Raw genomic sequence first — 12,997 nt, 5'->3', positions numbered from 1 at the left:
AGACTCGATGATCGTGGTCACCCGTCTCTCGAACTACTTCCTCCGCACGCTCCGCGAAGATCCCTCGGATGCCGAGGTCACGAGCCACCGCCTGCTCGTGCGCGCCGGCTACATCCGTCGCAACGCGCCCGGTATCTTCGCGTGGCTGCCGCTGGGGCTGAGGGTCAAGGCGAAGATCGAGACGGTGGTGCGCGAGGAGATGGCGAACGCCGGGGCGTTCGAGGTGCACTTCCCGGCGCTGCTGCCCCGCGAGCCCTACGAGGTCACCGGCCGCTGGGAGGAGTACGGCGACGCGCTGTTCCGCCTGCAGGACCGCAAGGGCGCCGACTACCTCCTCGCTCCCACGCACGAGGAGATGTTCACGCTCCTGGTGAAGGACCTGTACTCGTCGTACAAAGACCTTCCGCTGACGATCTACCAGATCCAGGACAAGTACCGCGACGAGGCGCGCCCCCGCGCGGGTCTTCTGCGGGGCCGCGAGTTCACGATGAAGGACGCGTACTCGTTCGACGCGACCGATGCGGGACTGGATGCCTCCTACCAGGCGCAGCGCGACGCGTACGAGCGCATCTTCCAGCGCCTCGGTCTCGAGTACGTCATCGTCGCGGCCGACGCCGGCGCGATGGGCGGCTCGAAGTCGGAGGAGTTCCTGCACCCGACGCCCATCGGCGAGGACACGTTCGTGCGTTCGGCGGGCGGCTACGCCGCGAACGTCGAGGCGTTCACGACCGAGGTCCCCGCGGCGCTGCCCATCGACGGACAGCCCGCGCCGGTCGTCTTCGACTCCCCGAACACCCCCACGATCGCGACCCTCGTCGACCACGCGAACGCGCACCTGGAAGCCCCGGCGCCCGGTATCGCGGGACCGGCGACGGCGGATGCCACGGAGTGGACCGCAGCCCACACGCTCAAGAACGTCGTGCTCGCGCTCACCCACCTCGACGGCACGCGGGAGATCGTCGTGGTCGGCATCCCCGGCGACCGCGACATCGACGACAAGCGCGTGGAAGTGGCGTTCGCCCCCGCCGAGGTCGAGGCGGCCACCGAGGCGGATTTCGCGAAGCACCCGCTGCTGGTGAAGGGCTACATCGGCCCCTGGTCGCCCACGGGCCCCGTGCTCGGTGAGGAGTCGGCGACCGGCATCCGGTACCTGCTCGACCCTCGCGTGGTCGACGGGACCGCGTGGATCACCGGCGCCAACATCGACCAGAAGCACGTGCAATCGCTCGTCGCGGGCCGCGACTTCTCGGGCGACGGTGTCGTCGAGGCCGCGACCGTGCGACCCGGCGACCCGGCGCCCGACGGCTCGGGTCCGGTGGAGCTCGCGCGCGGCATGGAGATCGGGCACGTGTTCCAGCTCGGCCGCAAGTACGCCGAGGCCCTGGGCCTCAAGGTCCTCGACGAGAACGGCAAGCTCGCGACCGTCACCATGGGCTCCTACGGCATCGGGGTCACCCGCATCCTCGCGATCATCGCCGAGCTCAACAACGACGCGAAGGGTCTCATCTGGCCCGAGTCCGTCGCGCCGTTCGACGTGCACGTGGTGGCCACCGGCCGCGACGCGGCGGCGTTCGAGCTCGCGGCATCCGTGTCGGAGCAGCTCGAGGCGGCGGGTCTCGACGTCCTGTACGACGACCGCCCCAAGGTCTCGCCCGGTGTGAAGTTCGGCGACGCCGAGCTCGTCGGCATCCCGCGCATCCTCATCGTGGGGCGCGGAGCCGCCGACGGCGAGGTCGAGCTGTGGGATCGTCGCTCGGGCGAGCGCGAGACGCTCCCGGTGGCCGAGGCCGTCGCCCGCCTCAAGGGCTGAGGCGCCCGGTCCGGGCACCCGGCGTTCTGCGCGAGACTGCATCCCGCCGACAACTCCACTGCACGCTGCAGTGGGGATGTCAGGTGGATGCAGTCTCGCGGATTCCCGCCGCCGCCCGGAGTCGCAGCGACCCCGCGGCCGCGGGCGGCGATAGCGTGGATGCCATGATCGCAGCGCCCCGCGTGCCCCTGTCCGACGGCTCCTCGATCCCGCAGCTCGGGGTGGGCACCTACAAGGTGCCCGCCGAGGTCACCGCCGACCTCGTCGCGGGAGCGCTCGCGGCCGGGTACCGACACGTGGACACGGCCGCGCTGTACGGCAACGAGCGCGAAGTCGGCGAAGGTGTGCGGGCGTCCGGCCTCGCACGCGACGACGTCTTCGTCACGACCAAGGTCTGGAACGACGACCAGGGGTTCGACGAGACGCTGCGGGCGTTCGACGCGAGCCTGGAGCGCCTCGGCCTGGATCGCGTGGACCTCTACCTCATCCACTGGCCGATCCCCAGCGCCGATCGCTACGTCGACACGTGGCGTGCGCTGGTGCGGCTGCGGGAGGAGGGACGCGCGACCTCGATCGGCGTGAGCAACTTCTCGCCGAAGCACATCCAGCGGCTGCGCGACGAGACGGGCGTGCTGCCGGTCATCGACCAGGTCGAGCTGCACCCGCGGTTCCCCCAGCGTGAACTCGTCGACTGGAACAGCGCGCACGGCATCGTCACGGAATCCTGGGCTCCCCTCGCGCGTGGCGGGCTGCTGGACGAACCCGTGCTCGCCGACATCGCGGCGCGCCACGGCAAGACGCCCGCGCAGGTCGTGATCCGATGGCACCTCGATCGCGGCCTCGTCGTGTTCCCCAAGTCGGTGTCGCTCGATCGGCTGCGCGAGAACGGCGACGTGTTCGACTTCACCCTCGACGACGACGACGTCGAGCGGATCGCCACGCTCGAAACCGGAGAGCGTACCGGGCGCGACCCCGACCTCGACTGAAGGAGCCGGGCCGCCGGGCCCTGCCTATCATGGCCTGATGCCCGTGACCCGACGCTCGTCACCGCGCCGGTGGAACGCCCTCCCCGCGCTCGTGCGCGACGCGCCGCCGCGGGTGCTGCTGGTGGTCGGTGCGGTCGTGGTGGTCCTCGGGGCGCTCATCGTGTCGCGTCCGCTCACCTCGATCGTCCTCCTGGGGATCTACGTCGGGGCGAGCGCCGTGGTGATGGGCGTGCTCGAACTGGTCGGGCGACCCGCGGGTGGGTGGGCGCGGGCGGTGTCCGCCGCGTGGATCGTCGCCGGCGTCGCCGTGCTGGTGTGGCTGGGGCGGAGCCTCGAGCTGCTGCCCCCGGTGCTCGCGGTCCTGCTGGTCATCGGTGGTCTGGCCTCGATCGGGCGGGCCGTCTCCCGCGGCTCGGCGAGCGCGCGGGTCCTCTCGCTGGCCTGGGGAGTCGCCCAGGTCGCGTTGGGCCTGCTGTCGTTCACGTGGCCCGATGTCACGGTCCTCGTCCTCGCGGTGGTCTTCGGGGTGCGCACGATCGTCTTCGGCGTCGGCGTCTTCGCCCGGGGGGTGGTGGGCATCCGTCGCCCGCGCCCACGAGCGACCCCGTTCGACCCCGAGCGTGCGGTTCGGGGTCGTCGCGCGCGCGCGGGATGGGCGGCGGCGGGACGCTACGCGCTCTCGCTCGTGCTCGTCGCGACCGCGGCGGGCGGCTGGTGGCTCAACGATTGGCTCGACGACGGCGCCCCCGTGGTCGACGCGTTCTACAACCCGCCCGCCGAGGTGCCGAGCGGGCATGGCCGCCTCATCCGTTCCGACGCCTACTCGGGGCGCCTGCCGGAGAACGGCGACGTCACCCGCATCCTGTACACGACGCGGGACGCCCTCGGCCGTCCGGCCGTGTCCAGTGCCCTGGTCGTCGTGCCGAAGGATCCGCCACCGGGCCCGCGCCCCGTGATCGTGTGGAACCACGGCACGACCGGCGTCGCCCAGGGCTGTGCGCCGAGCCTGCGCGACGCGTCGGCGACGAAGTGGTCGATCCCCGCGCTCGAGCAAGCGCTCAAAGCGGGGTGGGTGGTCGTGGCATCCGATTTCTCCGGCCAGGGTGCGCCGGGCGCCTACCCCTACCTGATCGGAGAGGGGGAGGCGCGGTCATCGCTGGACGCGGTCCTGGCGGCAGGGGAGTTGCGCACCGACCTGACCCTGTCGCCCGACACCGTCGTGTGGGGCCACTCGCAGGGCGGTCACGCGGCCTTGTGGACCACGGCGATCGCGCCCGACTACGCCCCCGGGATCGACGTGCTCGGCACCGCGGTCGTCGCGCCCGTCGCCGACCCGCCCGCTCTCGCACGGGAACTGCTGTCCGGGCCGCCGAACGCCATGCTCTCGGTCATCACCTCGTGGGTGCTCGTGCCGTACTCCCGGACCTACCCCGATGTGCACCTCGACGACTACATCGCCGAGGGTTCCCGCTCGATCGTGCTCGAGATGACCCAGCGCTGCCCCAGTGAACCCGGCGTCGTGGTGTCCGTCCTCACGGCCCTCGGGGTCTCGGAGGACCGGCCGCTGTACAGCGCCGACCTCACCGACGGAGCCCTCGGCCGCCGCCTCGCCGAGAACGCGATCACCCGTCCACTGGGGACACCGATGCTCGTCGCGTGGGGTGCCGACGACGAGGTCATCCCGCCTCGACTGCAACGCGAGTACGTCGACCGGCTGTGCTCCGAGGGGCAGCCGGTGCGGTGGGCCACGTACGCCGGGTACGACCACCTGCGTCCGATCCTGCCCAAGTCCCGGTTCCTGCCGGTGCTCTTCGATTGGACGAAAGACCTGATCGAACGGCGCAACCAGGTCGTCGACGGCTGCGGTCTGCGCTGACCGCGGGGATGCGTCGGCCGTGCGGCGACCAGGTGAAGATCCTGTGTCGAAGCCAGTGCCTCTTGGCGGACGCGGTCGGTTCTCATTACGGTCGAACCGTGCCCGAGAACTCTTCCTCCGCGTCCGAGCTCCGCCCGACCCACCCGCTCGCGCTCGCGCCCGTGGCGGCTCCGCCGGCGTCGGTCGACGGCTTCGTCCGCCGTTTCCTGCAGAACCTCAACTTCGACCAGGGCGTCGCGCTGTCGGCATCCGACGACAACGACCGCTACCTCGCGTTGGCGGGCACCGTCCGCGACTACCTGATGGCGCGGTGGCTCGACGACCAGGCCCAGCAGAGTCGACAGCAGTCCAAGACCGTGTGCTACCTGTCGGCCGAATACCTGCTGGGGCGTCAGCTCGACAACAACCTCCTCGCCGCCCGTCTCACCGACATCGCCACCGAGGCGCTCGCCCAGTGCGGCATCGACATCGCCGACCTCCGGGCGCTGGAGATCGAACCCGGACTCGGAAACGGCGGCCTCGGTCGTCTGGCCGCGTGCTTCATCGACTCGCTGGCGACGATGAGCATCCCCACCATCGGCTACGGCATCCGCTACGAGTACGGCATCTTCCGCCAGGCGTTCGCGGACGGGCAGCAGGTCGAGCAGCCCGACGCGTGGCTCCGACTCGGCTCGCCGTGGGACTTCCCGCACCCCGAGGCCGCGCAGACGATCTCGTTCGGCGGACACACCGAGACGTACGACGACGACGGCGTCGAGCGCACCCGCTGGGTGCCCGAGTGGAACGTCCTTGCCGTGCCGTACAACATGATGGTCCCCGGCTACCACAACGGGCGCGTCAACACCCTGCGTCTGTGGCGGGCGGTGGCGACGAACGCGTTCGACCTGCACACGTTCAACTCCGGCGACTACGTCGAGTCCGTGCGCGCGCAGACCTTCGCCGAGAACATCTCCAAGGTGCTCTACCCCGAGGACTCCACCCCGCAGGGCAAGGAACTCCGCCTCCAGCAGCAGTACTTCTTCGTCGCGGCATCCATTGCCGACTTCGTCGAGAACGTCCTGCCGGAGGGCTTCGACCTCGAGAAGCTGCCCGAACGGGTCATCTTCCAGCTGAACGACACGCACCCCGTGATCGGCGTGCCCGAGCTGATGCGCGTGCTCATCGACGAGAAGCACCTGGAATGGGATGCCGCGTGGGCGATCACGCAGAAGTGCTTCGCCTACACGTGCCACACGCTGCTCCCCGAGGCCCTCGAGGTCTGGTCGGTCGACCTGCTGGGGCGCCTGCTGCCGCGGCACCTGGAGATCATCTACCGCATCAACGACGAGTTCCTGCTCGAGGTGCGCGAGCGCTTCGGCGACGACGAGATGCTGATCCGCGACATGTCGATCATCGGCGAGCACCCGTACCGCTCGGTGCGGATGGCCTACCTCGCCACGGTCGCGGGGTCGAAGGTCAACGGCGTCGCCGAGCTGCATTCCCAGCTCCTCCGCGACAACGTCCTGAAGGACTTCGCGAAGATGTGGCCGGAGAAGTTCACCAACGTCACCAACGGTGTGACGCCGCGCCGCTTCCTGCGCCTGGCGAACCCCGAGCTCTCGACGCTCATCACCGAGACCCTCGGCGCCGGGTGGACCGTCGACCTCGAGCGGCTGCGCGGCCTCGAGGCGTTCGCCGACGACCCCGAGTTCCGCGAGCGCTTCGCCGCGGTCAAGGCGGCCAACAAGCGTCGACTCAGCAGCGTCCTGGCCGCCCGCGACGGCACCACGCTCGACGACGGGCACCTGCTCGACGTGATGATCAAGCGCCTCCACGAGTACAAGCGCCAGACGCTCAAGGTGCTGCACATCGTCCACGCCTACGACGGCATCGTGTCCGGTCGGGTGCGCGTGGAAGACGTCCAGCCGCGCACATTCCTCTTCGGTGCCAAGGCTGCGCCGGGGTACGCGATGGCGAAGCAGATCATCCACCTCATCAACGCCGTGGGCGAGGTCGTCAACGCCGATCCGCGCGTGCAGGGGCGCCTGAAGGTGCTGTACCCCGCGAACTACAACGTCACGCTCGCCGAGAGCATCATCCCCGCGGCCGACCTGTCCGAGCAGATCTCGCTGGCGGGCAAGGAGGCGTCGGGCACCGGCAACATGAAGCTCGCGCTCAACGGAGCCCTGACGATCGGCACCGACGACGGTGCGAACGTCGAGATCCGTCAGCTCGTCGGCGACGAGAACTTCTTCCTCTTCGGCATGAGCGAGCCCGAGGTCGAGGCGCTGTGGGCCGAGGGCTACCGCCCCGCGGACTTCTACCACGCGGACGAGCGGCTGCGCCGGGCCATCGACCTGATCGCCGCAGGGACGTTCTCGGACGGTGACCGGACGGTGTTCGAGCCGCTCATCTCCAACCTCCTCTACGACGACCGCTTCATGGCGCTCGCCGACTTCGGGTCCTACATCGACGCGCAGGAGCGGGTCGACCTCGCCTACGCCGACCAGGACGCGTGGGTGCGTTCGGCGATCCTCAACGTCGCGCGCAGCGGCTTCTTCTCCTCCGACCGGGCGATGCGCGACTACCTCGACCGCATCTGGCACGCCACGCCGGTCAGCTGAGCGCGGACGGATGCCACGGCCCCCGGGTCGTGGCATCCGTCGTTCTGCGGGGTTGGCGGGAAGGCGGCGGAAGTCGGCCGTCCCGCGCGGGTGCGCGGCGGGCTCGGAGCGGCAGAGTGGGAACCCCCACCCCAGGAGGCTCCGTGCGCATCGCCGACATCCCCGTGCCCGACACCCTCGCCGCCCGCGGCGCCCGCGCCCTCGCCGAGCAGTACCAGTCGTCCGCGATCACCGCGCACGCCGTCCGCTCGTGGCTGTGGGCCGAGGCGTTCGCGATGGTCGACGGCATCCGGGGCATCGACCACGAGCTGCTCTACGTCTCCGCGGTGCTGCACGACATCGGCACGGTGCCGGAGTTCGACAACCACGCGATCTCGTACGAGCACGCGGGCGGGCACGTCGGCGTCGCGCTCACGGCCGGCGCCGGGTGGGGGCGCGAGCGGCGCGACCGCGTCGTCGAGGTCATCGTGCGGCACAACTGGCCGAGCGTGGATCCGGACATGGATGCCGAGGGCTACCTGCTCGAAACCGCGACGGGCCTCGACATCTCGGGGGCGCGGCCCGACGCGCTGCCGGCCGAGTTCATGCGCGAGGTCGTGACCGCGCACCCCCGCGGCGCGCTGGCGGCCGAGTTCGGGGCGTGCGTCGTCGATCAGGCGCGGCGCAAGCCCGACACGGCGGCGCGGCGTCTGGTCGACGGGGGAGTGATCGACAAGCTGGCGGCGAACCCGCTGGAGGTGTGGTGAGCTACCGGACTCACACGACGAGCTCCACGGTGATGCCGAGGACCTCGTAGGTCGTCCGGGCGCGAGCGTCGCGGGTGGCGAGACGCAACCCGTGCTCCCGGGCAGCGAGGGCGACCAGGCCGTCGTACACGGCGCCCCCGCCGACACCGGCACGGGCGAGCTCGCGGTGCGCCGCGAGCGGGGCGAGCAGGAGCGGCTCGCCGAAGTTGGCATCCATGATGTCGATGGCGTCGCGCGGTTCGACACGGGCGTCCCCGGGCAGACGGGTGAGGACCGAGTACGTCTCGACGGCGGCATGCCCGCTCAGACGGAGGTCGAGCGATCTCGCCCACCGGGTGACGGCGGCGTGGTGGGAGTGCGAGGCGACCAGCAGGGGGATCGCCACGCTGGTGTCGACGGCGATCGGCTCGGGCGGTGCGGCCGCCACTCTCAGCGCCGGCCCGCGTCGATCAGCGCGGACACGATCTCGTCCGTCACCGGCGTCGTGCCCTGTGCGACGAGCCGGCCCCCGCGTTCGCGGACGACGCGCGCGGTGCGGCCGCCCGGCGTGATCTGGAGGCCCGTGCCGTATGCCGAGACATCCACCGTGGTTCCGGGGAGCAGGCCGTAGGCGTCACGCAGCACCTTCGGGAGGACGATGCGGCCACCGGAATCGATTGTCAGCTCCATGGGAGCACGATACCATCGGATTCCCACGTCTCACCTGGCACGGTCGCGGGGGAGCCGGCATCCGGGTATCGTAGGAGGGTTGTCGGCGCCGTTCGTGCCGACGAGAGCTGAATACGGAGGGTCTTGTGGACATCGATCTCGCACTTCTGAAGACGATCGAACGCGAGAAGGAGATCCCCTTCGACGAACTCGCGCGGATCATCGAGCAGGCGATCCTCACCGCCTACGCCAAGCACATCTCGCCGAGCGGCGAGATCCCCGCCGGGGCCCGCGCCGAACTCGACCGCAAGAGCGGCCACGTCGGCATCTACACGCCCGTCCTCGACGAGGAGGGCGCCGTGATCGGCGAGGAGGAGCAGGCTCCCGACGACTTCGGTCGCATCGCCGCCTTCGCCGCGAAGCAGGTCATCAGCCAGCGTCTGCGCGACATCGCCGACGACGCCGTGCTGGGGGAGTTCAAGGGCAAAGAGGGCGACATCGTCGCCGGCGTCGTGCAGCAGGGACCGAACCCGCGCATGGTGCACGTCGATCTGGGAACCGTCGAGGCGATCCTGCCCCCCGAGGAGCAGGTGCCGGGCGAGACCTACGCCCACGGTTCGCGGCTGCGCGTGTACGTGACCAGCGTGTCCAAGGGCACCAAGGGGCCGCAGATCACGGTGTCGCGCACGCACCCCGGCCTCGTCCGCAAGCTCTTCGCCCTCGAGGTGCCCGAGATCGCCGGCGGTCTCGTCGAGATCGTGTCCCTCGCCCGCGAGGCCGGCCACCGCACGAAGATCGCGGTGAAGGCCAACGACCCGACGGTCAACGCCAAGGGCGCCTGCATCGGCGAACTCGGCCGCCGTGTGCGCGCGGTGACCGAGGAGCTGGCCGGCGAGAAGATCGACATCATCGACTACGACGCCGAGCTGCCGAAGTTCGTCGCCAACGCCCTGTCGCCGGCGAAGGTCACGTCCAGCTTCGTCCTGGATGCCACGACCAAGGCCGTCCGCGCGCTGGTGCCCGACTACCAGCTGTCGCTCGCGATCGGCAAGGAGGGCCAGAACGCCCGTCTCGCCGCCAAGCTCACGGGTGCGAAGATCGACATCCAGCCCGACAGCATCCTCGAAGACAACTGAGCGTCCGTCGTCCCGACGACGGCGAGGTGTACGATGGAACCTGTACGAACGTGCGTCGGATGCCGCGCACGTGCCCCCCGATCATCGCTTCTGCGCGTGGTCGCGGAGGGGTCGGTCCTCGTCAGAGACGAGCGGGCGGTCCTGCCGGGACGGGGTGCGTGGGTGCACGAGACGGACGCGTGCGTCGGGAAAGCTCTCGCACGCCGCGCCTTCGTACGAGCATTGCGTGTGTCAGGCCCGCTTGACACGCAGACCTTCGAATCAACCCTCCAGCGAAACGGCTGAACGGCTATGGACACGAAGTGAACGGCTCGAAATGAGACCCGTCCGCAACTAACGGTCTGCCCTGTCCGGGGTAGGCCCTCAGACAGGAGAATTGTGGCAAAACCACGCGTGCACGAGATCGCTTCCGAACTCGGCGTCGACAGCAAGGTCGCGCTTGCGAAGCTGAAGGAGCTCGGCGAGTTCGTCAAGAGCCCTTCGTCCACCATCGAGCCCCCGGTGGCCCGTAAGCTCCGCGCCGCCCTCGCGGCCGAGGGGTCGTCGGGATCCTCGGATGCCAAGCCCGCCGCGGCATCCCGCCCCGGCGCGCGTCCCGGCCCGGCCCGCCCCGCGGCGACCCCCGGGGCGCGCCCGTCGGGCCCCACGCCCGGACCGGCTCGCCCGGCCGCGCCGAAGAGCGCCCCCGCTTCCGAGGCGCCCGCCGCCGCCGAAGCCACCCCGGCTCCCGCGGCTCCGGCAGCCCCCGCCGCGCCCGCCGAGCAGAGCCCCGCACCCGCGGCGCCCGCCTCGCAGGCGCCCAAGCCCGGTGGCCCCAAGCCCGGTCCCGCCGGCGCAGGCTCGCAGCCCCCGCGTCCCGGTGGCGCCCCGCGTCCCGGCAACAACCCCTTCGCCTCGGCGCAGGGCATGGGTCAGCGTCCCGCCGGCCCCCGCCCGGGGAACAACCCCTTCGCCTCGGCGCAGGGCATGGGCCAGCGCCCGACCCCCGGCAACATCCCGCGTCCCCAGGCCCCGCGCCCGGGTGCTCCGCGTCCCGGCGCTCCGCGCCCCGGCGGTGCCGGGCGTCCCGGTGGCGGCGGTCGTCCCGGTGCTCCCTTCCAGCAGCGTCCCGGCGGTCCCGGTCGTCCCGGCGGTGCCGGTGGCGGCTTCCAGCGTCCCGGTGGCGCCCCCGGTGCGGGTGGCGGCGGCTTCGCCGGCCGTCCCGGCGGTGGTGGCGGCCGTGGTCGCGGCCCCGGCGGCGGTACCGCGGGTGCCTTCGGTAAGGGCGGCGGCAAGTCCAAGCAGCGCAAGTCGCGTCGGGCGAAGCGGCAGGAATTCGAGATGCGGTCGGCGCCGGTCGTCGGCGGCGTCAACGTCTCGAAGGGCAACGGCGAGATCATCCGCCTGCGTCGTGGTGCCTCGATCGCCGACTTCGCGGACAAGCTCGAGGCCCTGCGCGGCTACACCGTGCAGCCCGGCACGCTCGTGACCATCCTGTTCAACCTGGGTGAGATGGCCACCGCCACCGAGTCGCTCGACGAGGCGACGTTCGAGGTGCTCGGCGCCGAACTCGGCTACAAGATCCAGATGGTCTCGCCCGAGGACGAGGACAAAGAGCTCCTCGAGGGCTTCGGTCTCGACCTCGACGCCGAGCTGGAGGCCGAGAGCGAGGACGACCTCGAGATCCGTCCTCCCGTGGTCACCGTCATGGGCCACGTCGACCACGGTAAGACGCGACTGCTCGACGCCATCCGCCAGACCAACGTGGTCGCGGGCGAGGCCGGCGGCATCACGCAGCACATCGGCGCGTACCAGGTCTGGACCGAGCACGAGGGCATCGAGCGTGCGATCACCTTCATCGACACCCCGGGTCACGAGGCGTTCACCGCCATGCGTGCCCGCGGTGCGCAGGTGACCGACATCGCGATCCTCGTGGTCGCGGCCGACGACGGCATCATGCCCCAGACGGTCGAGGCGCTGAACCACGCCCAGGCGGCGAACGTGCCGATCGTGGTCGCGGTCAACAAGGTCGACAAGCCGGACGCCAACCCCGCGAAGGTGCGCCAGCAGCTCACCGAGTACGGTCTGGTCGCCGAGGAGTACGGCGGCGACGTCATGTTCGTCGACGTCTCTGCCCGCCAGGGCACGAACATCCAGGAACTCCTGGACGCCGTGCTGCTGACGGCCGACGCCGGTCTCGACCTGACGGCCAACCCGAACAAGGCGGCCCGCGGTGTCGCGATCGAAGCGAAGCTCGACAAGGGCCGCGGTTCGGTGGCCACCGTGCTCATCCAGTCCGGAACGCTGCGCGTCGGCGACGCGATCGTCGCGGGAACGGCGTACGGCCGCGTCCGCGCGATGATCGACGAGAACGGCGATGCGGTCGACGAGGCCTACCCCTCGCGTCCCGTCCAGGTGCAGGGCCTCAACTCGGTCCCGCGTGCCGGCGACGTCTTCATCGTCACCGAGGAAGACCGCACCGCGCGCCAGATCGCCGAGAAGCGCGAAGCCGCCGAGCGCAACGCCCAGCTGGCCAAGGCCCGCAAGCGCATCTCGCTCGAGGACTTCACCCGCGCTCTCGAAGAGGGCAAGGTCGAGTCGCTCAACCTCATCATCAAGGGTGACGTGTCGGGTGCCGTCGAGGCGCTCGAGGAATCGCTGCTCAAGATCGAGGTCGACGACAGCGTCCAGCTGCGCATCATCCACCGCGGTGTGGGTGCGATCACCGAGTCGGACATCAACCTGGCCACGATCGACAACGCGATCGTGATCGGCTTCAACGTCCGCCCCGACACCAAGGCGCGGGAGCGCGCCGCCCGCGAGGGTGTGGACGTCCGGTTCTACTCGGTCATCTACAACGCGATCGACGACGTGGAGCAGTCGCTCAAGGGCCTGCTCAAGCCGGAGTTCGAAGAGGTGCAGTCGGGTGTCGCCGAGATCCGCGAGGTGTTCCGCTCCTCGAAGTTCGGCAACATCGCCGGTGTCATCGTCCGCTCGGGCACGATCACGCGCAACGCCAAGGCGCGCGTCATCCGCGACGGCGTCGTGCTGGCCGACGGCCTGCAGATCGAGTCGCTGCGCCGCTTCAAGGACGACGTCACCGAGGTCCGGACGGACTTCGAGGCCGGTATCGGACTCGGCAAGTACAACGACATCCAGGTCGGCGACGAGATCGAGACCACCGAGATGGTCGAGAAGCCGCGAGGCTGATCA

10 protein-coding genes are annotated in these 12,997 nt (G+C 70.5%); 8 read left to right on the top strand and 2 right to left on the bottom strand.

The window, feature by feature from the left end:
• Nucleotides 1-13: 13 nt before the first annotated feature.
• From BW982_RS04785 to BW982_RS04765, 5 genes are all read left to right on the top strand, one after another.
• Nucleotides 14-1,810 carry a proline--tRNA ligase gene (locus BW982_RS04785; RefSeq protein WP_076491868.1) on the top strand — a complete coding sequence of 599 codons (1,797 nt, stop codon included), beginning with the start codon at nt 14-16 and terminating at the stop codon, nt 1,808-1,810.
• Nucleotides 1,811-1,974: 164 nt separating this feature from the next.
• On the top strand, nt 1,975-2,796 hold the full coding sequence (locus BW982_RS04780; protein WP_076490895.1) for an aldo/keto reductase: 822 nt from the start codon (nt 1,975-1,977) through the stop codon (nt 2,794-2,796).
• 37 nt (nt 2,797-2,833) lie between these two features.
• On the top strand, nt 2,834-4,672 hold the full coding sequence (locus tag BW982_RS04775; RefSeq protein ID WP_076490894.1) for an alpha/beta fold hydrolase: 1,839 nt from the start codon (nt 2,834-2,836) through the stop codon (nt 4,670-4,672).
• Nucleotides 4,673-4,770: 98 nt separating this feature from the next.
• Entirely contained in the window at nt 4,771-7,275 is a 2,505-nt protein-coding gene (locus BW982_RS04770; protein ID WP_076490893.1) for a glycogen/starch/alpha-glucan phosphorylase, read from the top strand.
• A 143-nt stretch (nt 7,276-7,418) separates the two neighbouring features.
• Nucleotides 7,419-8,021 carry an HD domain-containing protein gene (locus BW982_RS04765; RefSeq protein ID WP_076490892.1) on the top strand — a complete coding sequence of 201 codons (603 nt, stop codon included), beginning with the start codon at nt 7,419-7,421 and terminating at the stop codon, nt 8,019-8,021.
• 10 nt (nt 8,022-8,031) lie between these two features.
• Here BW982_RS04765 and BW982_RS04760 read toward each other — a convergent pair whose 3' ends face one another.
• Together BW982_RS04760 and BW982_RS04755 are read right to left on the bottom strand one after the other, a co-directional pair.
• A complete protein-coding gene (locus BW982_RS04760) occupies nt 8,032-8,448 on the bottom strand; it encodes a PIN domain-containing protein (protein WP_076490891.1) in 417 nt (138 codons plus the stop codon).
• 2 nt (nt 8,449-8,450) lie between these two features.
• A complete protein-coding gene (locus BW982_RS04755; RefSeq protein WP_076490890.1) occupies nt 8,451-8,690 on the bottom strand; it encodes an AbrB/MazE/SpoVT family DNA-binding domain-containing protein in 240 nt (79 codons plus the stop codon).
• A 125-nt stretch (nt 8,691-8,815) separates the two neighbouring features.
• On the opposite strand from BW982_RS04755, the gene nusA reads away from it, so the two are divergent.
• The 3 genes from nusA (at nt 8,816) to infB (ending at nt 12,994) form a co-directional block, all read left to right on the top strand.
• On the top strand, nt 8,816-9,805 hold the full coding sequence (nusA, locus tag BW982_RS04750; RefSeq protein WP_076490889.1) for a transcription termination factor NusA: 990 nt from the start codon (nt 8,816-8,818) through the stop codon (nt 9,803-9,805).
• 33 nt (nt 9,806-9,838) lie between these two features.
• The gene (locus BW982_RS04745) at nt 9,839-10,090 is read left to right on the top strand and encodes a YlxR family protein (RefSeq protein WP_076490888.1); all 252 of its coding nucleotides are present in this window, start codon (nt 9,839-9,841) and stop codon (nt 10,088-10,090) included.
• A gap of 93 nt (nt 10,091-10,183) precedes the next feature.
• Complete coding sequence (gene infB / locus BW982_RS04740; protein WP_175611024.1) at nt 10,184-12,994, top strand: translation initiation factor IF-2; 2,811 nt, start codon at nt 10,184-10,186, stop codon at nt 12,992-12,994.
• Nucleotides 12,995-12,997: the final 3 nt, after the last annotated feature.

Origin of the sequence: Microbacterium sp. RURRCA19A (genome assembly GCF_900156455.1) — a bacterium.
In the GTDB taxonomy this organism is placed as follows: domain Bacteria; phylum Actinomycetota; class Actinomycetes; order Actinomycetales; family Microbacteriaceae; genus Microbacterium.
Note: the sequence above shows the minus strand (reverse complement) of the source record. Positions and strands in the feature narration are given on the sequence as shown.

Bases quoted from the DNA above. Each gene is read 5' to 3' on its own strand.
- BW982_RS04780 (WP_076490895.1), top strand. From the start codon at position 1,975: ATGATCGCAGCGCCCCGCGTGCCCCTGTCCGACGGCTCCTCGATCCCG.
- BW982_RS04775 (WP_076490894.1), top strand. From the start codon at position 2,834: ATGCCCGTGACCCGACGCTCGTCACCGCGCCGGTGGAACGCCCTCCCC.
- BW982_RS04755 (WP_076490890.1), bottom strand. From the start codon at position 8,690: ATGGAGCTGACAATCGATTCCGGTGGCCGCATCGTCCTCCCGAAGGTG.
- BW982_RS04745 (WP_076490888.1), top strand. From the start codon at position 9,839: ATGGAACCTGTACGAACGTGCGTCGGATGCCGCGCACGTGCCCCCCGA.